This window comes from Flavobacterium sp. TN-1 (assembly GCF_052828645.1).
In genome coordinates this window covers 164,965-187,507 of record NZ_CM128253.1, presented here as the reverse complement: position 1 = coordinate 187,507, position 22,543 = coordinate 164,965, and the positions used below count along the sequence as shown (strand labels likewise).

The 22,543-nt window shown below is 31.0% G+C and carries 17 protein-coding genes; 11 read left to right on the top strand and 6 right to left on the bottom strand.

The annotated features are described in order from the left end of the window. From ACUXZJ_RS00725 to gldJ, 4 genes are all read right to left on the bottom strand, one after another. On the bottom strand, positions 1-726 hold the full coding sequence (locus tag ACUXZJ_RS00725; RefSeq protein WP_060383018.1) for a porin family protein: 726 nt from the start codon (positions 724-726) through the stop codon (positions 1-3). An 18-nt stretch (positions 727-744) separates the two neighbouring features. Continuing rightward, positions 745-1,440: an outer membrane beta-barrel protein gene (locus ACUXZJ_RS00720; protein WP_060383017.1), complete on the bottom strand. Its 696-nt coding sequence runs from the start codon at positions 1,438-1,440 to the stop codon at positions 745-747. 323 nt (positions 1,441-1,763) lie between these two features. Beyond that, positions 1,764-3,047, bottom strand: a complete 1,284-nt coding sequence (locus tag ACUXZJ_RS00715) for a UDP-N-acetylmuramoyl-tripeptide--D-alanyl-D-alanine ligase (protein ID WP_060383016.1) — start codon at positions 3,045-3,047, stop codon at positions 1,764-1,766. 65 nt (positions 3,048-3,112) lie between these two features. Further along, positions 3,113-4,840 carry a gliding motility lipoprotein GldJ gene (gene gldJ, locus ACUXZJ_RS00710; protein ID WP_060383015.1) on the bottom strand — a complete coding sequence of 576 codons (1,728 nt, stop codon included), beginning with the start codon at positions 4,838-4,840 and terminating at the stop codon, positions 3,113-3,115. A gap of 198 nt (positions 4,841-5,038) precedes the next feature. On the opposite strand from gldJ, the gene porU reads away from it, so the two are divergent. The 11 genes from porU to ACUXZJ_RS00655 all read left to right on the top strand — a co-directional run bounded on the left by porU (position 5,039) and on the right by ACUXZJ_RS00655 (position 20,738). Further along, on the top strand, positions 5,039-8,860 hold the full coding sequence (gene porU, locus ACUXZJ_RS00705; protein ID WP_446195546.1) for a type IX secretion system sortase PorU: 3,822 nt from the start codon (positions 5,039-5,041) through the stop codon (positions 8,858-8,860). A gap of 38 nt (positions 8,861-8,898) precedes the next feature. After that, positions 8,899-10,089 carry a type IX secretion system outer membrane channel protein PorV gene (porV, locus tag ACUXZJ_RS00700; protein ID WP_060383013.1) on the top strand — a complete coding sequence of 397 codons (1,191 nt, stop codon included), beginning with the start codon at positions 8,899-8,901 and terminating at the stop codon, positions 10,087-10,089. A 75-nt stretch (positions 10,090-10,164) separates the two neighbouring features. Continuing rightward, positions 10,165-10,647 (top strand): cytidine deaminase, encoded by a 483-nt coding sequence (cdd, locus tag ACUXZJ_RS00695; protein ID WP_060383878.1) that lies wholly within the window; start codon positions 10,165-10,167, stop codon positions 10,645-10,647. A 171-nt stretch (positions 10,648-10,818) separates the two neighbouring features. Beyond that, entirely contained in the window at positions 10,819-11,817 is a 999-nt protein-coding gene (pdhA, locus tag ACUXZJ_RS00690) for a pyruvate dehydrogenase (acetyl-transferring) E1 component subunit alpha (RefSeq protein WP_060383012.1), read from the top strand. Positions 11,818-11,823: 6 nt separating this feature from the next. Further along, positions 11,824-13,452: a 2-oxo acid dehydrogenase subunit E2 gene (locus ACUXZJ_RS00685; RefSeq protein WP_446195544.1), complete on the top strand. Its 1,629-nt coding sequence runs from the start codon at positions 11,824-11,826 to the stop codon at positions 13,450-13,452. A gap of 126 nt (positions 13,453-13,578) precedes the next feature. Then, entirely contained in the window at positions 13,579-15,174 is a 1,596-nt protein-coding gene (locus ACUXZJ_RS00680) for a S41 family peptidase (protein ID WP_446195542.1), read from the top strand. 12 nt (positions 15,175-15,186) lie between these two features. Beyond that, positions 15,187-16,128 (top strand): M20/M25/M40 family metallo-hydrolase, encoded by a 942-nt coding sequence (locus tag ACUXZJ_RS00675; protein ID WP_063743209.1) that lies wholly within the window; start codon positions 15,187-15,189, stop codon positions 16,126-16,128. Then, the gene (locus ACUXZJ_RS00670; RefSeq protein ID WP_063743208.1) at positions 16,118-16,801 is read left to right on the top strand and encodes an SDR family NAD(P)-dependent oxidoreductase; all 684 of its coding nucleotides are present in this window, start codon (positions 16,118-16,120) and stop codon (positions 16,799-16,801) included. The genes ACUXZJ_RS00675 and ACUXZJ_RS00670 overlap by 11 nt, the downstream gene beginning before the upstream one ends. Positions 16,802-17,190: 389 nt before the next feature. Then, entirely contained in the window at positions 17,191-17,790 is a 600-nt protein-coding gene (locus ACUXZJ_RS00665) for a SprT-like domain-containing protein (protein WP_063743206.1), read from the top strand. Between the two features lie 42 nt (positions 17,791-17,832). Continuing rightward, entirely contained in the window at positions 17,833-18,891 is a 1,059-nt protein-coding gene (locus tag ACUXZJ_RS00660; protein ID WP_063743204.1) for a mannose-1-phosphate guanylyltransferase, read from the top strand. 842 nt (positions 18,892-19,733) lie between these two features. After that, complete coding sequence (locus ACUXZJ_RS00655; protein WP_063743202.1) at positions 19,734-20,738, top strand: sphingomyelin phosphodiesterase; 1,005 nt, start codon at positions 19,734-19,736, stop codon at positions 20,736-20,738. A gap of 218 nt (positions 20,739-20,956) precedes the next feature. On the opposite strand, the gene ACUXZJ_RS00650 is transcribed toward ACUXZJ_RS00655, so the two are convergent. Further along, a complete protein-coding gene (locus ACUXZJ_RS00650) occupies positions 20,957-21,724 on the bottom strand; it encodes an ABC transporter ATP-binding protein (RefSeq protein WP_063743200.1) in 768 nt (255 codons plus the stop codon). 2 nt (positions 21,725-21,726) lie between these two features. Next, complete coding sequence (locus ACUXZJ_RS00645) at positions 21,727-22,476, bottom strand: MlaE family ABC transporter permease (protein WP_063743198.1); 750 nt, start codon at positions 22,474-22,476, stop codon at positions 21,727-21,729. Positions 22,477-22,543 lie beyond the last annotated feature (67 nt).

Genomic DNA, 22,543 nt, shown 5'->3' with positions numbered 1-22,543 from the left:
CTAGAAATTGTTTGAATCATCAAAATCAAATTTGTATCCTATGTGTAATGAAAAAGCGTTGGTTTTATTATTATTATCTATAAATCGGTGCCCATTTTCTTTAGTTTCTAGAGCATCCGTTAAACCTAAATGATAACGAAAACCAAGAACTAATTTGTTTTGAAATTCATAACCAATGCCAAAAATACCTTGAAAATAGTCGGCTCCTTCAAGAGATTCTTTTAATGTTTTTTGTACAATAGGATCTGGAGTAAAGGAGACTCCGTACTTTTGTTCCATTTCAGCTCCATTAGAAGTGTAACTAATATTATTTCTGTTAAGATTTAGAGCAACATTAGGGCCTATGCCTAAATACAACCCTTCATGAATGTAATATTTGAATAAGAATCCTAAATTTAAATTGTGATAGTCAAATTTTATTTGATAATTTAATCCTTTGTTGTCGTTGTAATTAAAATCAGTAGCTTGGCGACTGTAAAATATTTCAGGTTGAAAACTTATGTTTGCTCGAGGGTATTTCCAATTTAAGAAAACACCAGCTAGAGCCCCAAATTTATCTTTTTCAGTCGTGGAAAAATTGGTGTAAATGTTAGGAGGAATTATTGTGTTTTGTATATTATTCATTTTTGAATATACAGCACCTGCGTAAAAGCCGTAACTAATTTCTTTTCCAATTTGACTATGAGTAACTATTGTAAAAAATAAAAGAAATACAATTTTTTTCATGTTGTTGATTTTTTTATGTTACCAATTATGTAAACTATAACCTATAGAAAGACCTATAACAGAACTTCTATTGTAATTTTCTATAAATTGAAATGATGCCGTTTTGTTTTTTATAACATCACCTAGTCCTAAATAATATCTACCTTCAATATGTAAATCATACGGTAATTCATATCCTAGAGAAAAAGACAAGCTAAAGTCATCACTACCTACTAATGCGTCTCTATAAAATTGTCGTTTCGTAGTATCATACCTTCCATCGTATTCATTAGAAGTGTAATTTATATTGCTAGGATTTATGTTTTTAGAATAAAAAACCCCTGTTCCTACATTAAAACCTTTGTAAGGATATACTTTGTAAATAGCCCCAATGGTTATAAAAGAATAATCAAAACTTAAAGTATAATTTTTTCCCAAAGTATTGTTGAATATTAATTTATCTCCTGAATTTCTGTAAAGAATTTCACCTTGTAAGGCTACTCTTGTATTAGGTAATTTAGCATTCACAAAGAAACCACCTTCTACTCCGTAACTTCCTTTAGAATCTAGACTAAAATGAGTTAAAGAATTGTCTCTGCCTACAATCATTTCGGGGAGATTACTAAAAGATGAATGTACTGCACCTATTTTTAATCCGTATGTAAAAGATTCAGTGTGCTGTGAATAAAATTTATTAAAAGAAAGAAAGATTGTGAGAAATATGATTTTTTTCATTGTTTTAAAAAAAATAAGAAAATTCTATAAAAATATAGCTTTGTCTGGTTTATTTATTAAATAATTGTTTTGTCTGTTTTAAAAAATAAAATATTAAAATAATCCTTATCTAATTATTGTGTATTTCGTCCTGAAAAAGTTTGTTTATGTTGATAATTGAAATAAAAGGATTTGTTAAAAGTTTGTAAATTTATTGAAAAATTGGTATAAACTGTATAAATCTAAAGAGAATTATACAGTTTATTAAGATATTAGAAAGGCTGTTTTCGGAAAAGAAGTAATTATTCTTGAATAAGCAATGGTTGAGTTGTTGACTTTTGGAATTAAATAATATCCAAAATTCGCTCAAGAGCCATTCCTCTAGATCCTTTTATTAAGATCGTGGTGTTGTTTATTTCGTTAGGTTTATTTTTAATAAAATCTTCAAATGATGTGTAATAATAGATGTGTTCTTTTTCTATTTTTGAAGAGTAAAAATTTTTGCCTATAAAATAGAATTGAACATTTGTTGTATCAATGATACTTTCTATTATTTTTTTATGTTCCTCTAGGCTTTCGTTGCCAAGTTCGAACATATCGCCTAAAAAGGCAATTTTGGATCCGTCTAGTTGTTGGAAATTGCCCAGAGCGGCAGCCATACTACTAGGGTTAGCATTGTAAGCATCTAAAATTATTTTGTTGTTTCCTTTTTCTATTAATTGGGAACGATTATTGTTTGGGATGTAATTTTCAATAGCGTCTTTAATTTCGGTGTCAGCAACGTTGAAATATTTTCCGATGGTGATAGCTGCATTAATATTATTGGCATTATAAATGCCGATAAGGTGCGAATTTATGTTTATGTTGTTATAGTTTATGGTTACTAAAGGATTAGCAGTGCATTCAGAGATATAAACATTTGGTTTGTGATCTGGGTTCGTACTAAAGCTATATCTATTGGCTGAGGCTGTTTTGCTGAGTTGAATAGGGTCGTCAGAATTAATAAAAATGGTTTTGTGATTATGGATAAGGTAATCGTACATTTCACTTTTTCCTTTGATAACTCCTTCAATACCTCCAAAACCTTCTAAATGAGCTTTTCCAAAATTAGTGATATAACCAAAATCGGGCTCGGTTATAGAACATAATAACTCGATTTCTTTTTGATGATTTGCGCCCATTTCAACAATAGCAATATCTGTATCTTCTTTGATAGAAAGTAAGGTTAGCGGGACACCAATGTGGTTGTTTAGGTTGCCTATGGTGGCTATTGTTTTATATTTTTTAGAAAGTACCACGTTTATTAATTCCTTAGTGGTTGTTTTTCCGTTGCTGCCAGTGAGTGCAATGATAGGAAGTCCTAGTTGATTACGATGGTAGTGGGCAAGTTCTTGTAATGTTTCTAAAACATTTTTGACAAGAAACATTTTATTTTCATCAGTCAAGTATTTTTTTTCATCAATAACGGCGAAGAGTGCGCCTTTATTTAATGCTTCTTGTGCAAATTCGTTAGCATTAAAATGCTCTCCTTTTAATGCAAAAAAGAAGCTGTTTGGGGTTATTTTTCTTGTGTCCGTTGTTACGGTGTCACATTGTAAAAAACATTGGTATAATTCTTCTATTTTCATAATGCTAAATTACTAAAAAAATAAAATCCCGCAAAAGCGGGATCTTATCTTAAACGGAAAGTATGTTATTTTTTATTTCTTGGTGTTTTTTTAAAGTCTGATTTAGGACCTACGCGAGACATAGCACATCTAAATCCGATAAAATCGGTAGCTAGGTCTTGGTTTAAATATCTTCTTGAAGCAGGATCTAACCAATAAGCTCTGTCTTTCCAAGAACCTCCTTTGTAAACTCTTACATTGTCTCCTACTAGTGTAGTTCTTTTGTCTGATTTGTCAAATTTTCTACTAATATTTCCAGTACTATCAGGGGATACTTTATGAAGAGGAGAGTTGTACATTCTTTTTTTGTCTTTTAAGTCTTCTCCTGAGTCATCATTTAGGTTATAGAAACGAGAAGATTGCTTATCTCCATCTTTAAAACCAATGTTGTTACTTCTTGAGAAGTTTTGTCTCAAATATGTTTCGTTTTCATCAACTGGGACTTGTGCAATTTCTCCTGGTTTACTTACAGCGATTACTTTACCATTACTTAATGTATCGTATTTTATCGTTTCAGAAGTTATAAAAACAATTTTACCTTCTTTGTCTATCTTGTTTTTTGTATAGACGTTCCCTCTAAAGTAGTTGAAATCGTTTGCTTCATCATCAACGATAGGGCGATAAACGTCTTGTACCCACTCAGCTACGTTACCTGCCATGTCGTAAAGACCAAAATCATTAGGTTTGTATGATTTTACAGGTGCTGTTATATCTGCATTGTCATCTGACCAGCCTGCAATTCCTCCATAATCTCCTTTTCCTTGTTTGAAATTAGCCAATTGATCTCCTCGTGTTACTCTATTTCCAGAGCGAGTATATTGTCCTTTCCAAGGATATTTTTTCTGACCTCTATAAGTATTGTATTCACGAGTTCCTACATCTGAGGCTGCTGCATATTCCCACTCAGCTTCTGTAGGAAGTCTGTATTCAGGTAATAATAAACCTGAGGTTTTTTGAGCATACACGTTTTTAGGACCATCGCTACTAGCAGTTGCATCAGTATTTGTTGTAGAGCCTTTTTGACTTTTTTTGGCACTAGATCTACCGCGTTGTTTTTGAAGGATGATTTCTTCATTTCCTCCAAACGAAGTGGAAGGAGATACTAAATATGCTTCAGTGTCAAAGCTATTGTTTGCATCAACGTCTACTAGTTTTGCTCCTTTTTTCATATAACCTTCTCTTTCTAAAAGAGATTCATTTACACGATTTGTTCTCCACTTTGCAAAATCAGTAGCTTGTAACCAATTTACGCCAACTACAGGGTATTGAGAATAAGCAGGGTGGCGTAAATAATTATTTGTCATGGTTTCGTTATAACCCAAACGATTTCTCCATACTAAAGTGTCTGGTAAGGCACCATTATATATATGTTTGTAATTTTCTTCTGTTGGAGGGAAAACTCTCTTGATCCAATCTAAATACTCCATATACATTATGTTCGTTACTTCGGTTTCATCCATGTAAAAAGATTGAACATGTTGCTGAGATGGAGTGTTATTCCAATCGTGCATAACGTCATCTTGAATTTTTCCCATCGTAAACGTTCCTCCCTCAACTAAAACTAGACCAGGACCTGTTTCTTGTTTTGTGAAATTCGAATTGTACTGGAAACCTCCATTAGGATCATTAATTTTCCAGCCTGTTGCAGCTGAAGTGTCTTTAGTACTAGACTTTTTACTACAACTGGTAGTAAAACTTAAAAGCACTATAGCAGATAAAAGTGCTCTTACTGTCATCGTTTTGTTTACTTTCATACTTTCAGTAGGTAATTATTTAAAGTGATGCAATATAATAATTAACGATTAATTAGCAATAATACTTCTCAAATTATTTTTCAGCATAAAAACATCCTATAAATATTATATATCATTAACGCTTAAAAATATGGTTTATTGTGTATTTAAGTTTATTTTTACCGATAATATGATGAGATAATTTGCGTTTATTTGTTTATGAGATGGTTTTTATTTTTTTTTAGTTTTTTGTATTCTGTTTGTTTAAATGCTCAGTGGTCAGGAAATATTGAGCTGAGGTGGACAACAAAACCTTTGAAATACGATGAAACAAGAGTTGTGATGATTCCTAATTTTCAACCAGAGTCTTTGGTATTCAGTTTTGAAAATAATAGTTTGTTGTTTTCACAAAAGATTGCTGAAAATGTCTTTTCAGAGGAAGGTTCTTTAAAATGTTATAATCTAATAACAGAAGAGATAGAGGAGTCTTTGTTAGGTGTTTTAGATTTAAAAAGAATTAATAACGTTGTAGATTTTAAGTTAAAAAATATAACCTTCAGAGATGAAAATTCAGTTGTTTTGAGTTTTAACCCAATATATAAGGAGGGAAATGTTTATAAAAGAATCGTTTCTTTTAATTATTCCTTTGGTGAAATGAGATCTCAAAAAATGTTAGCAAGGTCTCGTGCTTCTGTTTTGCAAAATTCAGTGTTACGAAATGGAAAATGGAAAAAGTTTTATGTTGGTAAATCAGGAGTCTATAAAATAACCAAAGCTTTTTTGTCTCAATTAGGTGTTGATGTTAATGTGGATCCTCGAACACTGAAAATTTATGGTAATGGAGGGGCTATGATTCCTTTGTTGAATTCTGAAAATCCTTATTTAGATTTACAAGAAAATGCAATTCAAGTGGTAGGGGAAGAAGATGGTATTTTTGATGATTCTGATTATATTTTATTCTACGGTTTGGGTATGGATAAGTGGAGTGAGGAAAATATGACTCATAATAATTTGTATGCTGATAAGTCCTATTATTATATAACCACTGAAGGAGATAAAGGAAAAAGAATACAAACAAAGGTTCAACCTATTGGTTCAGCTCATGTTTTTTTTGATAAATATGATTTTTATGTATACCATGAAATTGATAAATATAATATTGGTGAGTTTGGGAGACGTTGGTTTGGTGAAGAATTACATTTAAAATCTAATTATACTTTTGATTTTTTAGTGCCTAATATTGCGCTGGGTGATGATGTTGAAATTAAATTTAGTTCTGTAGCAACGAGTTCTAAGCCCTCAAGTATAAATGTAGTTGTTAATGGAATAGATAGAGGAAGAACTAATTTTTTTGGAATTTCAGATTTGAGTACAGTGAAAGGTCAGGAAGGCTTTTTTGTTTCTAGATATAAGGAAAATACCTCGAATACCCTATCTATTAGTTTGTCATATAATAATAATGGAGTTCCTTCAGCAAAAGCTTATTTAGATTTTTTAAGTGTTACAGCAAAATCAAACCTTATAGGTTATGGGAAACAGTTTGGATTTAGAATTAATCAAATTGAAAATAATCCATTAATTGCTCAATATAATCTTAAAAATGTGGGGCAGATTAGAGAAATTTGGGAGGTAACTGATTTTGATTCGGTTTCTAAAATAAATAAAGGAACTGAAAATGATTTTTCTTTTTTAAGTTTTATAGATGATAAAGTACATGAATATGTAGTAGTAGAACCTAATGATTATTACAGTCCTATATCTGATGAAATGTCTAGTGTGGTTAACCAAGATTTAAAAGGGACTATTTTTTTAGATGAGAATAACGAAGTACAACCTATTGATTATTTAATTGTAACTCCTAAAATTTTAAAATCTCAGGCTGATAGATTAGCTAATTTTCATAAAAACTATTCAAAGTTAAATGTTAAAGTAGTTGCTTTAGATGCTATTTATAATGAATTTTCGGCAGGTAAACAGGATATAGGAGCTATACGAAATCTAGTAAGATATTTATATGAAGTGGCACCAAAAGGAAAAAAAATAAGTTATCTATGCCTTTTTGGAGATGCCTCTTTTGATTATAAAGATCGTATTAAAAATAATACAAATTTGGTTCCTAATTTACAATCACTAGGAAGTTTTACCCTATCGGACTCCTTTGTATCAGATGAATTTTTTGGAATGCTAGATCCAAATGAAGGACGTATGACAGGAACAGAAGGTTGTGATATAGCCGTAGGAAGAATTTTAGCAAAAGATGTTTTGCAAGCTCAACAAATGGTAGATAAAATTATTCAATATCATGACAAAAAATCAATGGGAAAATGGCGAAATAATTTAGTGTTTTTGTCAGATGATGTAGATAAAGATTCAGACGCTACCTTGCAGGTTAATTTGAATAATATGGCAGATGCAATAGTGTTAAATCGTCCTTCCTTTAATGCAAAAAAAATTTTCACAGATGCTTATGAGCAAATTATTACCTCAGGAGGACAAAAATATCCTAAAGCGAAAGAAGAGTTTTTAAATTCTTTTTCACAAGGAGCATTAGCCATGATATATATAGGTCATGGAGGCGAAAGTGGTTTGGCAAGTGAACGTTTATTTGAATTAGCAGATATAAAATCATTAACAAACCCATATAAATTTCCTCTTTTTATGACAGTAACTTGTGAGTTTACTCGTTATGATAATCCTTTGAGAGACACAGGAGGAGAGGTTGCTTTTCAAAATCCATACGGAGGACCAGTTGCACTAATTTCGACTTCAAGATTGATTTATCAATTCATAGGAGAACAATATAATTTGTTAATTGCACCTTATTTGTTTGGGTACTCAAATAAAGGAAAAGTATCAATCGCTGAAGCAGTACGTTTAGCTAAAAGAGAGGCACTAAATGTTGGAAATCATGTGATTTCATTTATTGGAGATCCTGCAATGAAACTAGCTATACCTGATCCTAAAGCAATAATAACTCATGTAAATGATGAACCTATAGCGGATTATAAAGGGTCTTTGTCTGCATTGTCAAAGGTGAAAATTTCAGGCGAAATTCAAAGTGAAAAAGGACAATTAGAAAATGATTATGAAGGTGAACTATTTGTAAGTATTTTTGATAAGTTTGTGGATAAAACCACTTTGGCAAATGATGGAATATTACCCAAACTATCTTTTAAATCTATTGGCGAAACCATTTTTAGAGGAAACGCAAATGTAAAAGAAGGTAAATTTCAATTTAATTTTGTAGTCCCTAAAGATATCTCAATTCCAATTGGAAATGGTAAAGTAAGTTTTTATGTTGCCGAAAATGCAGGTATAAAAGATAGAACAGGAAATGATTTAAATATTAAAATAGGAGGTGTAAATCAAAATGCCCAACAAGATAATAGTCCGCCTAAAATGGAATTATATATTAATGATAAGACTTTTGTCGCGGGAAGTATTGTAAATCAAACCCCCATTTTAATTATAGAACTACAAGATGAAAATGGAATCAATACAGCAGGAGGAATTGGTCATGATATAGTAGCTTATTTGGACGGAGATGAGACAAAACCTATTATTTTAAATGATTTTTATAATTCAACTAAAGATGATTTTACCAAAGGCGTAGTAAATTATCAATTTGCAAAATTATCGTCAGGAACTCATACATTAACAGTTAAAGCTTGGGATGTCTATAATAACGTGGTGAGTGCAGATTTGAAATTTGTTGTAATATATGATTCAGAGTTAGTGTTAACAAATGTATTGAATTATCCTAATCCGTTCGTTAATCATACAGAGTTTTGGTTTACTCATAATAAACCCTTTGAGCCTTTGGAAGTTCAAATTCAAGTTATGACAATAACAGGTAAGATTGTTTGGACTAAAAATCAAACCATTTCTACAACAGGTTTTTTGTCAAGAGATTTAAAATGGGATGGAAGAGATGATTTTGGAGATAAAATAGCCAAAGGAGTTTATTTGTATAAGTTGACAGTGAAGTCGATTTTGTCAAATAAAAAAGCGGAAAAAATTGAAAAATTAGTGATTCTTTGATAAAAGAAATTATATTTGTAAACATTTTATTTAATCCAATGAAGAAAATTAGTTTAGTATTAATCGGGATTTTTACTGGAGTGAGTGCCTTTGCTCAATTTCAGAATGATAATAGAGTTATAACTACGGCGGTACCCTTTTTGCAAATAGCAGCTGATGCAAGAGCTGCCTCTATGGGAGATATGGGAGTAGCAACTTCGCCTGATGCTTTCTCACAACAGTACAATCCTGCTAAGTATGCTTTTTCTTTAAAAAAGCATGGTGTTTCAGTAAGTTATACACCTTATTTAACCGAATTAGTAAATGATATGTCATTAGGACAGCTTACTTATTTTAATAGATTTAACGAGAGAAGTGCTTTTGGAGTTGGATTTCGATATTTCGGTTTAGGTGAAATTGAATTAAGAAATGAAACAGGAGTTCAAACAGGTAATGTAAACCCTAATGAATTGGCATTAGATGGGTCTTATTCTTTGCAATTAAGTGATAAATTTTCAATGGGTATCGCAGGACGATATATACGTTCTAATTTAAGAATACCAACTAGTACAAATGACGCTAAATCTGCTCAAACATTTGCAGTAGATGTAGCAGGTTATTATGAATCATCTGAAATAGCGTACAGTAACTTCAACGGTAGATGGAGAGGCGGTTTTAATCTTCAAAACATGGGACCTAAAATCTCGTACGATTCAGATGTAGAACGTAGTTCAAACTTCTTGCCAGCTAATTTACGTTTAGGAGGAGGATTTGATTTTATTTTTGATGATTATAATAAGTTATCTACTACTTTAGAATTTAATAAATTATTAGTGCCAACTCCTAAGACAGCTATAGATAGCAATGGAAATGGTGTTTTAGATCCTTCAGAGCAAAAAGATTATCGTGACGCTGTTAATCAATATAATAGTACAGGCTGGGTAGCAGGTATGTTTAAATCCTTTGGAGATGCTCCAGGAGGTTTTAGTGAGGAGTTAAAAGAAACCACTTGGGCAGCAGGATTAGAATATTGGTATCAAGATTCATTTGCTTTTAGAGGAGGATATTTTAATGAAAGTGCTGTAAAAGGAGCTAGAAAATTTGCAACTATAGGTGCAGGGTTTAAATATTCATCTCTAAAAGTAGACGTATCGTATTTATTCTCAATGTCTAAAGTTAAAAATCCACTAGAAAATACATTGCGTTTTTCATTGACTATTAATTTTGGTGATGATTACAAACAATATTAAAAAAATAAATTATTAATTATAAATCCAAATTTCAGTAAAATGAAATTTGGATTTTTTTTCCCCTTAACCTTTATGATGAGAGAAATTAAAATTGATACAAAACTGAGTGTTTATGATTCAGTGGTTGAGTTATCGGAGGAAGTGAAGACATTAATGCAAAAAGCCATTGAAGCTCGAATGCAGGCGTATGCCCCTTATTCTAAATTTAATGTTGGAGCAGCTCTTTTGTTAGATAATGGGCAAATTGTGACAGGTTCTAATCAAGAAAATGCAGCTTATCCTTCTGGTTTATGTGCAGAAAGAGTAGCTATTTTTTATACAGGAGCTCAATATCCAAACGCCAAAATTTTAAAAATGGCAATTACTGCAGGTTCTACTTTGTCAGTTACAGATAAGCCTATTCCTCCTTGTGGATCTTGTAGACAATCTATTTTTGAATACGAGTATAAACAAGAACAACCTATTGAAATTTATTTTATGGGAGAAACAGGAGAAGTGTATAAATCAGATTCTATACAAAATCTTTTACCACTTACTTTTGATAAAAAGTTTTTATGATTTAAAAATTACCTATTAAATTTTACTACTTACTAGGAAAGTTATACTTTTGCAGAGCATTAATTTAGGGAGATTCCCTATTTGTGTATTAATTAGATAAAAAAAATGCTTTAGTTTTTTAACTCATTAAATAATATTATGTGTAATAAGTAAAGCAAATAGAAGCTAGATATGAAACCAATTACAAAAGAAGTCTACCTTAAGTGGTACGAAGACATGCAGTTCTGGAGAAAGTTTGAAGATAAACTTGCTGCCTTGTATATTCAACAAAAAGTTAGAGGATTTTTGCATTTATATAACGGACAAGAAGCGGTATTAGCAGGTGCTTTACACGCTATGGACTTGTCCAAAGATAAAATGATTACAGCATATCGTAATCACGTACAACCAATAGGTATGGGTACAGATCCTCGAAAAGTAATGGCCGAATTGTTAGGGAAAGTAACAGGTACGTCTAAAGGTATGGGAGGATCTATGCACATCTTTGATAAAGAACATGGTTTTTATGGAGGTCATGGTATCGTAGGAGCTCAAATTCCTGTGGGTGCAGGTATTGCTTTTGCAGATAAATATTTTGGTCGTGATGGTGTTACATTAACCTATTTTGGTGATGGAGCTGCACGTCAAGGGTCTTTACATGAAGCTTTTAATATGGCAATGAATTGGAAATTACCAGTAGTTTTTATCGTTGAAAACAATGGATATGCCATGGGAACTTCTGTAGAAAGAACCGCTAACCATACTGATATCTGGAAATTAGGTTTAGGATATGAAATGCCATGTGGACCTGTAGATGGAATGAATCCAGTAAAAGTAGCAGAAGCTATGCACGAGGCTATTGATAGAGCACGTCGTGGTGATGGACCTACATTTCTAGAAATGAAAACATATCGCTATAGAGGACATTCAATGTCAGATGCACAATTATACAGAACAAAAGAAGAGGTAGAAGAATACAAAAAAATAGATCCAATTATCCAAGTTTTAGATATAATTAAAGCCGAAGGGTATGCTACAGATGCGGAAATTGAAGTAATAGATCAACGTGTAGTAGACTTAGTAGCTGAGTGCGAGAAATTTGCCGAGGAATCACCATTCCCTACTATAGAACAATTATACGACGTTGTATACGAACAAGAAAATTATCCATTTTTACCTCATAAATTATAAAAGATTATGGCAATAGTAGTTACCATGCCTCGTTTGAGCGATACCATGACCGAAGGGACTGTAGCAACATGGCTTAAAAAAGTGGGAGATAAAATTAAAGAAGGAGATATATTGGCTGAAATAGAAACGGATAAAGCCACTATGGAATTTGAATCTTTTAATTCAGGAGTATTATTACATATAGGAATTGAAGCAGGTCAAACAGCCCCAGTAGATTCATTATTAGCAATCATTGGCCAAGAAGGCGAAGATATTTCAGCATTATTAAATGGAAATACTTCTAAAAAAGAAGAACCAATTGGAGAAACCAATATAGAAATGTCTACAACAAATGCTATTCCTTCTTTTGAAATACCAGCAGGAGTAAAAGTAGTTACTATGCCTCGTTTGAGTGATACCATGACAACAGGTACTGTTGCAAGTTGGTTAAAAAACATAGGAGATACTATAAAAGAAGGCGATATTTTAGCTGAAATTGAAACAGATAAAGCAACCATGGAATTTGAATCATTTAATTCAGGTACTTTATTATACATAGGCGTTCAAACAGGCGATTCAGCTCCTGTAGATAGTATTTTAGCAATTTTAGGACCAGCTGGTACAGATGTTGCAGCTATTTTAGCTAATTTTTCAACTGAAGGAGCTGTTGCACCTAAGACAGAAATAATACAAGAGTCAAAAGAAGAAGCCGTATCAGCTCCTCAAAAAGAAGCATCAAACAATACAGGGAGAATTTTTGCCTCTCCATTAGCTAAAAAAATAGCACAAGAAAAAGGAATTAATTTAGCTTCTGTAAAAGGAACAGGGGAAAATGGACGTATAACAAAAGCAGATGTTGAAGCATACAATTCATCAGCAGTTCAGGTAAACCTACCAAGCATTTCTGCAACAGATACAGTAGCTGAAGCAGTAACAACAGTAGCAGCAGTAAAACCTTTCATACCAGCAGGTGAGGTATATCAAGAAGAAGTGAAAAACTCACAAATGCGTAAAGTAATTGCAAAACGCTTATCAGAATCTAAATTTACAGCACCTCATTATTATCTAACAATTGAGTTAGATATGGATAATGCAATGACATCTAGATCCATGATTAATAATTTGCCAAATACAAAGGTATCTTTTAATGATATGGTGATAAAAGCTTCTGCTATGGCATTAAAAAAACATCCACAAGTAAATTCACAATGGAAAGAAGAGGCTATGATCTTAAACCATCATGTGAATATTGGTGTTGCAGTTGCAGTAGAAGATGGTTTAGTAGTACCAGTATTAAAATTTGCGGATCAAATGACTTTATCCCAAATAGGAGCCTCAGTAAAAGATATGGCAGGAAGAGCCAAAATTAAAAAGATACAACCTAACGAAATGGAAGGAAGTACTTTTACCATATCTAATTTAGGAATGTTTGGAATCCAATCTTTTACCTCTATCATTAATCAACCTAATTCAGCTATTTTGTCAGTTGGAACCATTGTTGAAAAACCAGTTGTTAAAAACGGACAAATTGTAGTAGGTAACACAATGACGGTTACTTTAGCATGTGATCATAGAACAGTAGATGGAGCCACAGGAGCACAGTTTTTACAAACTTTTAAAGCTTATATGGAAAACCCAGTAACGATGTTAGCGTAAAAAAATAAATCAAGAATTATTAAATCCCGAAAGTTGAAAAACATTCGGGATTTTTTTATTTTGTAGCTTGAAATTACAACAAACAATATATTATACAGAAACTTATCGTAAACAACATCCATATAGATGATTAAAAAAATAAAAATATTAATTATAGGCTTGATTTTGATATTATTTCAAAATTGTCAATCAGTGCATCAAGCAAATCAACACATAGAAACTCCTGTAGCAATAAAAAAACTACATAAAGATATAGATTTTGTAGAGAGAAAATTATTTAAACTACATCCCTCTTTAGAGTTATATATTAACAAAAAAGATTTAAAATTTAAATTTGATAGTCTAAAGAAAAGCATTAAAAATCCTTTAAAACCAAATGAATTTTATTTTGGAATTAGTAGGGTAGTGGCAAGTGTTAGGCAAGGGCATACTATTATACAGCCCTTATATAAACAATTTTCTAGAAATAAATTGAAAGAATTGAAAAAAAAAGGAATCTATCCTTTGTCTTTATTTAGTTTCTCTTACATCAATGATGAGTTAATTGTTACACAAAATTACTCTAAAGATATCACGATAAAACCAGGAACCGTTATAAAAAATATACAAGGAATAACCCCTCAATATTTATTCGATAAATACAAAGGAACAGAAGCTTCAGATGGGTATAATCAAACATATTATAATCGAGCCTTTGCCAATAAAATTGTTAATTACATTAAATTAGAAAAGGAAAATACAGATAGTATACAAGTAGAATTTTTATATAAAGACAGCCTTTATACAAAACTTTTAACGAGAGTTGCCTTAACAAAAGGATTTAGAAAAGAAAAAAATAAAAAAAGAATAGATACAATTAAAAAAAGATCTAAAAACGAAAAAGAACTTCAAAGATCACATGAAAAAGAACTAGGAATAAAAAAATCAATTTTTGGATACGATGAAATAAAAAAAGAGTTTACCCGACAACTAATCTATCCTGTAGTAGATTCTTCATTAGCCATATTACGTATAAATAAATTTGTAGGAGGAAAACAGTCAAAAGCTTACTCACTCATATTTAAAGAAATTGAGAATAAAAAGGTAAAAACCTTAGTCCTTGATTTACGAAATAATGGAGGAGGAAGTATTGAAGAAATTAAGAATTTATTTACGTATATTAGTCCCGATTTTGTAAATTTTGTGGATACCTTGAAAGTAACAAATCGAACGAGTTTAGCAACTAACATGTTTCGTAACGTACCAAAAAGAATCCTGATTACATTAGCACCTATAATAATTCCATATACTATTAAAAATTTTTTTTCGATAAAAAAATCACCCAAAGGCTTTTTTTATCAAAAATCAAAATTAACTAATAGATTACAACCTAAAGATAATAATTATCAAGGTAAATTATATGTGTTAATAAACGGAGGAAGTTTTTCAGCCTCCAGTGTTATTTCAGCTAATTTGCAAAATATAAATAGAGGTATTTTCCTAGGCGAAGAAACAGGAGGTGCTTTTAATAGTACGGTAGCGGGAACACTTCCTATTTTAACATTGCCTTATTCTAAACTAAAGTTTAGAGTAGGAATGATGGAAATAGGAGTTGTGAAAAAATCAGCTATAAAAGGAAGAGGAGTAATGCCACAAGTTACAATAATTTCTAAAAAAGAAGATTATCAAAATAATTGGGATGCCGAGTTACAATGGATTTTACAAACAGAAGGAAAAATTTAAAATAACGATAGCATGAATATATATAAGCTAGTAGGTATATTGTTAGTTAGTTCTTTTATAAAACTAAATGCTCAAGAAACAGAATATCAGAAAGAGGAAAGAATTAAAAAAATAATACAATTTTTAGCCTCAGATGAAAATAAAGGACGCGAACCAGGAACACCTGAAATGGAAAACGTAATGGTGTTTTTGGAAAAAGAATTTAAAGAAAATAAAATAAAACCTTTTTATAAAACATATCGAGATAAACTGTCAGATTATCATAAACCTGCTTATAATATTGTTGGAGTTATAGAAGGAAACGACCCTGATCTGAAAAATGAATATGTAGTTATTGGTGCACATTACGATCATATAGGTAATGCTACAGAAGTAGGAGGGGATATTATAGCCAATGGAGCTAATGATAATGCTGTGGGAACTACAGCTGTATTAGAAGTAATGCGCTATTTTTCAGAGAAAAAAAATAATAAACGCTCCATTATTTTTGCTTTGTTTACAGCCGAAGAAAAAGGATTATTAGGCTCACGTCACCTAGCAAAAAAGATGAAAAATGCAAAAATAGATATTTATTTTATGTTCAATTTTGAAATGATAGGAATTCCAATGAATCACAAAAAAATGTTGGTTTACATGACTGGTATAACGAAATCAAATATGGCTAAAAAAATGAATGAATATGCAAATGAAAAATGGGTAGGGTATTTACCTATAGAAAGTAGATATCAACTTTTTAAAGCCTCAGATAATTATCCTTTTTATGAAGAATATCACATTCCAGCACATACAATTTCTACTTTTGATTTTGAAAATTATAAATTTTATCATCATGTAAAAGATGAATATGATAAAATGAACATTCAACACATTCAGAAAGTAACAGAAAAAAGTAAAATTGTACTTGAAAAAATGATTAACGCGACCACAAAAGAAATTCAGTTAGATGAAGAATAAAAATATTATAATTACGGGGACATCCAGAGGGATAGGATATGAATTAGCTTTACAATTTGCAAATGCAGGACACCAAGTATTAGCTCTTTCACGTAAAACATCGCAAGATTTGGTTCAACATCAAAACATAACCTGTCTTCCTGTTGATTTAGTAATTGAAGAAGATCTACTTGAAGTAGAAAATAAAATAAAAAAATCTTGGGAAAAAGTAGATATAATAATTCATAATGCAGGATGCCTATTACATAAACCCTTTGAAGAAATTACATCTATTGAATTTGAAAACGTTTATAAAGTAAATGTTTTTGGGGTAGCAGCATTAACTCGTATTTGCATTCCGTATCTTCAAAAAGGAAGCCATGTAGTAACCATTAGCTCTATGGGAGGTATACAAGGAAGTATGAAATTTGCAGGACTTTCAGCTTATAGCTCTAGTAAAGGAGCTGTTATCACACTATCTGAATTACTTGCAGAGGAATATAGAGAAAGAGGAATAGCCTTTAATGTTCTTGCTTTAGGAGCTGTACAAACTGAAATGTTAGAAGAAGCTTTCCCAGGGTATCAGGCTCCTATAACGGCATCTGAAATGGCAAATTATATTTTTGATTTTGCCTTAACAGCAAATAAATATTACAACGGAAAAGTATTACAAGTTTCTTCAACAACCCCTTGAAAAACTTAAATCAAAATGAGGCTGTCCAAAAAATCCGTAATCTTGTCATCTCGACCAAAGAGAGAAATTACATAATATTGATTATGAAACTCCTCCTTCGTCGGAGTGACAAACTGTATGTTAATTTATTACTTTTTGGACATTCTCAATAGGAAATAGACCCTAATTTAGAGAATAAAAATAATAAAAGTTTGTACTTGTAATACATAATACAAGAATTAAAAGCAATATAAAAAATAGAGAAATATGTAGAATTACAAACTTCTAACTTTTATAAAAATATGAATCTAATCAATCGAAAAAACAAAATAGAAATAAAAATAAACAAAAAAGAGCCTTTAAATTTTAACAAAAAAAAGGCTTCAAATCAAGAAAAAAGAGAATGATAAATGCAGGATATTCTCTATAAATACCTTCCAGAACAAGCAGTTTCAATGTGTTTTGAATTAATCAAAACAAACCGTGTGCATTTAAAAATAGTAAATGAACGTGTAACCCGTCATGGAGATTATAGAAGAGAAGCAAACGGAAGACATGTTATAACCGTTAATTATTCACAAAATGAATACCGTTTTTTAATCACACTCATTCATGAAATAGCACACTTAGTTGCATTTGAAAAATATGGACGAAATATAAAACCACATGGAGAAGAATGGAAACATACTTTTCAGAAATTGATGATCCCATTTATTTGTCCCGAAATATTTCCTCATTCATTATTATCGTTGGTAGCAAGACATTTTCGTAATCCAAAAGCAAGTAGCGATACAGATGCAACTTTAGCTCTAGCATTAAAACAATTTGATCCAGAAAATGATAAATACTATGTTTTTGAAATCCCCTTTGGAAGTGTTTTTAAAATTCATAATGGAAGAATTTTTAAGAAAATAGCTCTTCGGACAAAACGTTTTGAATGTTTAGAGTTGAGTAGTGGAAAAACCTATTTGTTTAATCCTAATGCAGAAGTAGAGTTATTACCAAATTAATTTTAATCTTTGTAACTTCGTACTTTGTTACCTTTAAAACTTATGAACAAAAATTATTACGCAATTATAATGGCAGGTGGAGTTGGTTCCCGTTTTTGGCCCGTGTCTACTGTACAATTTCCTAAACAGTTTCACGATATGTTAGGAACAGGAGAAACTCTTATTCAAAAAACAGTATCAAGACTTTCGCAAATTATACCAAAGGAAAATATTTTAATATTAACAAATGAAAGTTATAATGATATAGTTTTAGAACAATTACCAGGAGTTAAGCAAGAACAAGTAGTCTTAGAACCAGCTATGCGTAATACGGCACCTTGTATTTTATATGCTACTCTTAAAATAAAAAAAATGAATCCTGATGCAGTAGTAGTAGTGGCTCCATCAGACCATTGGATTGAAGATGAGGTTCAGTTTTGTGCAAACCTACAACACGCTTTTGATTTTTGTGAACGAGAAGAAAATTTAATGACTTTAGGTATTTTGCCTACATTTCCAAATACAGGTTATGGATATATTGAATATGATAAATTAGACTCAAGACCTATAAAAAAAGTAAAACAATTCCGTGAGAAACCAGATTATGCAACAGCTCGTAAATTTATACAAAGCAGAAATTTCTTATGGAATGCTGGAATTTTCGTATGGAGTGTAAAAAGCGTCTTAAAAGCTTTTGAAGAGTTTCAACCTGCAATGTACGAGCATTTTATGAATGGATATAAAACCTATAATACTGAAAAAGAACCCGCTTTTATATTAGATAATTATCCGTTAGCTCAAAACATTTCTGTAGATTATGCCATTTTAGAAAAAGCACAAAACGTATTTGTTTTACCAGCTACCTTTGATTGGAATGATTTAGGAACTTGGGGATCATTATACGATAAATTACCCAAAGACGAACAAGACAATGCAGTGGTAAACGCTACCGTATATCTAGAAAATGCAAATAATAATATTATACGTACAGAAGGGAAAAAATTAGTAGTAATAGACGGATTAAAAGATTACATTGTAGTAGATAAAGAAGATGTGCTATTAATATACCCTAAAAATAAAGAACAAGATATAAAAACAGTAGTAGCTAATTTACCCTTGTAAGGGACAATCCTATTTTTTAATGATAAAATAAGCCATACAAAAAGAAATACTTTCTTAAGGGATTCAAAAAATAAAGTAGGAACATATAGTTTTATTCTGATAAGAGGATGAGTGTCATTTATTTCGTCCTCTTTTTTCGTATCTGATTTTTTTGTTTAAAAAAATAGATAAAGAACTCTTAAAATACCTCATTATTCATTTTATATGATTTTTTCCTTTCAATCGTTCAGTGTTCTTTATTTTCAATAAGATAATCACTGTGTTCAGTCTGGTATTATGAATTGCTCTTTATCTGGTTTGTATATAATGGTATATATGAAATAATCGTTAGTTCGAGCGCGAAGCGTATCGAGAACCAACACTAATTTTTATTGCTTTTCTAAGATAGTGTCTAAATCAATATACAGTTTGTCATCCTAACATAAGGAGGAGTCTCATAATAAACATTATGTGATTTCTCCCTTTGATCGAAAAGATTGCGAACTTTTTGGACAGTTTCAAGATTAAAAAAATAGTATTATGAGGAAATTTCAAAGTTTAAATGGTATTAGGTTCAAATAATACTCTTTTAGATTCAATGAATACTCTTTTTGGTTCTATTTTTAGTCTCTTGTTTGTCACTCCGGTAAGGAGGAGTCATATAATCAAAACCAATAGATAAAAAGGGGATAGTGTCTTTAAATGGTATTATACTTAAAACATTAAAATGCTTTACGCTTTCTTAAAATGTTATCAATGAATTAATATGAGTATGAATTATTTAAACTTTTATATAATAATAGATAATTTTAAATTAAGAATTTCCTAATCTGAGCCGTATAGTTTTGTCAAAAAAATAAAAGATGAAAAAACTATTATTCTTATTAGGTTGGTTTAGTATTATATCTTGTTCAGATGAAAGTATATTTTTACTTGAAAACACCAAATTTTCTGCAAACAGACTTGTTGAGTCTGCTGAAACATTTTCAGTAATGAGTTATAATGTCTACCAATTACCCAGTGTGCTAACTCAATACAAGAGCAAAGAACGAGCTGTTGAATTACAAAAATATATTTCAAACCTAGGAACAGAAACACCTGATGTTTTAGTAATTCAAGAAGGATTTAATGCGCGTTTTAGTGATGAATTTATAGCAAAGATAAAATGGGTTTATCCCTATATGAGTTCTTTATTAGGACTTTATTGTTCAAGTGGAAAAGGAACAGTCTTGTATCCTAATGATTGGGACGGTTATTATGGAGATTGTGGAGATACTCTTTTTCATATTAATGGAGGAATTATTATTTTAAGTAAATACCCCATTTTAAAAAAGTATCAAATGATATTCAAAAATAAGATTAATTCGCCAGAAGGGTTAACAAATAGAGGCGTGGCTTATGTTATCGTTCAAAAGAATGGAAAAAATTATCATGTAATGGGAACCCATACTGCTTCTGAACAACCTAATTTTCCAGGAAGATTAACGCGAGAAAAACAATTTGAAGAAATGAAAGCCTTCAAAGAATCTTTTAAGATACCTAATTCAGAACCGGTTATTTATGCAGGAGATATGAATGTAGAGTATACCTTGACCGATGAATTTCAAAAGATGAAAACGCTTTTAAATGGTACGCATAACTACTTTTTTAATCCACTTACAGATAGGGGAACTTATTCTAACCAAAATACAGTAGTAAGGTACCAAGGATATAATAATTATAATAACACGTTGGACTATATATTTTTGGATAAAGATCATAAATTACCAGAATATATAACACCAACAAATCGCTTTACAGCTCAGTATTTTGGAGGTGATATTTCAGATCATGATCCTGTATATACAAAATTTGTATTTAGATATTAATTATTTATGTTGTGTGTTTAAAAAAGAGGCTGTATTAAAAGAAATAGTTTAATGGTTAGTATGTAATCTTAACATAAAGAGGTATGATATGAAGAAAGGTATGAAATTTTTTTCACCTTTTCACTTCGTTCAAATCTTCTCAAAAACTAAGTGAAAATCATTGAACGAAATGAAAGGGGATAATTATGAGTGTTTTTTTAGTATAATCTCCTGAAGTTTTAAAGTTCTTCCTTTAATACAGCCTCTCTGACTTTTTTAAATAATTCTGAAGAATATACAAAATCTGTGACAGCTTCGTTATCGGTTTTAAAAATTTGAGTTTTATCTCCTTCCCATGCTTTTAATCCATTTTTAAGGAAAACAATTTTGTCGCCTATTTCCATTACAGAGTTCATATCATGAGTGTTAATAACGGTTGTAATATTATACTCCTTTGTTATTTCCTGAATAAGATTGTCTATAACAATGGCCGTTTTAGGGTCAAGACCAGAGTTAGGCTCGTCGCAAAAAAGATATTTAGGATTATTAACAATAGCACGAGCAATAGCTACACGTTTTTGCATACCTCCTGATATTTCACTTGGTTTTTTGTGATGTGCATTGATGAGTTTTACGCGATCTATTACAAAATCTACACGTTCTTTGATCTCTTTTTTTGTTTTATTAGAAAACATTCTAAGAGGAAATCCTATGTTTTCTTCTACAGTCATTGAATCAAATAAAGCACTTCCTTGAAAAACCATGCCTATTTCAGTTCGTAAATCGCGTCTATCATTACTGCTCATTTCTTCATAGATACGACCATCAAAAGAAATAGTTCCACTATCTACTTTATGGATTCCTAAAAGTGATTTTAAAAAAACAGTTTTTCCTGATCCAGATTGACCAATGATTAAGTTGGTTTTTCCTGCTTCTAGGGTGGTGCTAATTCCTTTCAACACCATTTGATCACCAAATGATTTTTTAATATTGTTTACTTCTATCATGATTAGTTCGTTAAAAGAAGTTGAGTTAAAATATAGTTACATAAGATAATGACTACAGAAGTCCAAACAAATGAAACGGTACTAGCCTTACCCACTTCAAGAGCTCCTCCTTTCATATAATAACCATGAAAAGAAGGAATAGTAGCAAGTAAAAACGCAAAAACAAAGGTCTTAATAAAGGCGTATATTACGTGAAAGGATATAAATTCGGCCTGTAATCCTGACATAAATTCATCTGCTGTAGCAAATCCTCCATACACGGCAGCAAGCCATCCGCCAAATATTCCTAAAAACATACTTAAGCCAATAACAAAAGGATATAATAATAAGGCTATTAATTTTGGAAAAACTAAGTAGTTCAAAGAGTTAACTCCCATTACTTCTAACGCATCAATTTGTTCTGTAACACGCATAGTACCAATACTAGAGGTAATGAAAGAACCCATTTTACCAGCCATAATAATGGAAATAAAAGTAGGAGCAAATTCAAGAATTACTGATTGTCTAGTAGCAAAACCGATTAAATATTTAGGGATTAAAGGATTGGTAAGATTTAAAGCAGTTTGAATTGAAACTACTCCTCCTACGAAGAATGAAATGAAAGACACAATACCTAAAGAATCAAATATTAAATCATCTATTTCTTTAAAAATTAAATTTTCCATAACCGACCATTTGGTAGGTTTTTTAAATATTTCTCGTAGCATCAAGAAGTATCTTCCTATTTGAGATAAGTATCTTACTAACATCATAAAGCGGTGTTCAGTTTACAGTTTTTAGTATTTAGTTAAGGAATCGAATCGGTAAAAATACTATTTT

Excerpts from the sequence above, each read along its gene's own strand:
- ACUXZJ_RS00725 (WP_060383018.1), bottom strand. The coding sequence starts at position 726 with ATGAAAAAAATTGTATTTCTTTTATTTTTTACAATAGTTACTCATAGT.
- ACUXZJ_RS00720 (WP_060383017.1), bottom strand. The coding sequence starts at position 1,440 with ATGAAAAAAATCATATTTCTCACAATCTTTCTTTCTTTTAATAAATTT.
- ACUXZJ_RS00715 (WP_060383016.1), bottom strand. The coding sequence starts at position 3,047 with ATGAAAATAGAAGAATTATACCAATGTTTTTTACAATGTGACACCGTA.
- gldJ (WP_060383015.1), bottom strand. The coding sequence starts at position 4,840 with ATGAAAGTAAACAAAACGATGACAGTAAGAGCACTTTTATCTGCTATA.
- porU (WP_446195546.1), top strand. The coding sequence starts at position 5,039 with ATGAGATGGTTTTTATTTTTTTTTAGTTTTTTGTATTCTGTTTGTTTA.
- porV (WP_060383013.1), top strand. The coding sequence starts at position 8,899 with ATGAAGAAAATTAGTTTAGTATTAATCGGGATTTTTACTGGAGTGAGT.
- cdd (WP_060383878.1), top strand. The coding sequence starts at position 10,165 with ATGAGAGAAATTAAAATTGATACAAAACTGAGTGTTTATGATTCAGTG.
- pdhA (WP_060383012.1), top strand. The coding sequence starts at position 10,819 with ATGAAACCAATTACAAAAGAAGTCTACCTTAAGTGGTACGAAGACATG.
- ACUXZJ_RS00685 (WP_446195544.1), top strand. The coding sequence starts at position 11,824 with ATGGCAATAGTAGTTACCATGCCTCGTTTGAGCGATACCATGACCGAA.
- ACUXZJ_RS00680 (WP_446195542.1), top strand. The coding sequence starts at position 13,579 with ATGATTAAAAAAATAAAAATATTAATTATAGGCTTGATTTTGATATTA.
- ACUXZJ_RS00675 (WP_063743209.1), top strand. The coding sequence starts at position 15,187 with ATGAATATATATAAGCTAGTAGGTATATTGTTAGTTAGTTCTTTTATA.
- ACUXZJ_RS00670 (WP_063743208.1), top strand. The coding sequence starts at position 16,118 with ATGAAGAATAAAAATATTATAATTACGGGGACATCCAGAGGGATAGGA.
- ACUXZJ_RS00665 (WP_063743206.1), top strand. The coding sequence starts at position 17,191 with ATGCAGGATATTCTCTATAAATACCTTCCAGAACAAGCAGTTTCAATG.
- ACUXZJ_RS00660 (WP_063743204.1), top strand. The coding sequence starts at position 17,833 with ATGAACAAAAATTATTACGCAATTATAATGGCAGGTGGAGTTGGTTCC.
- ACUXZJ_RS00655 (WP_063743202.1), top strand. The coding sequence starts at position 19,734 with ATGAAAAAACTATTATTCTTATTAGGTTGGTTTAGTATTATATCTTGT.
- ACUXZJ_RS00650 (WP_063743200.1), bottom strand. The coding sequence starts at position 21,724 with ATGATAGAAGTAAACAATATTAAAAAATCATTTGGTGATCAAATGGTG.
- ACUXZJ_RS00645 (WP_063743198.1), bottom strand. The coding sequence starts at position 22,476 with ATGATGTTAGTAAGATACTTATCTCAAATAGGAAGATACTTCTTGATG.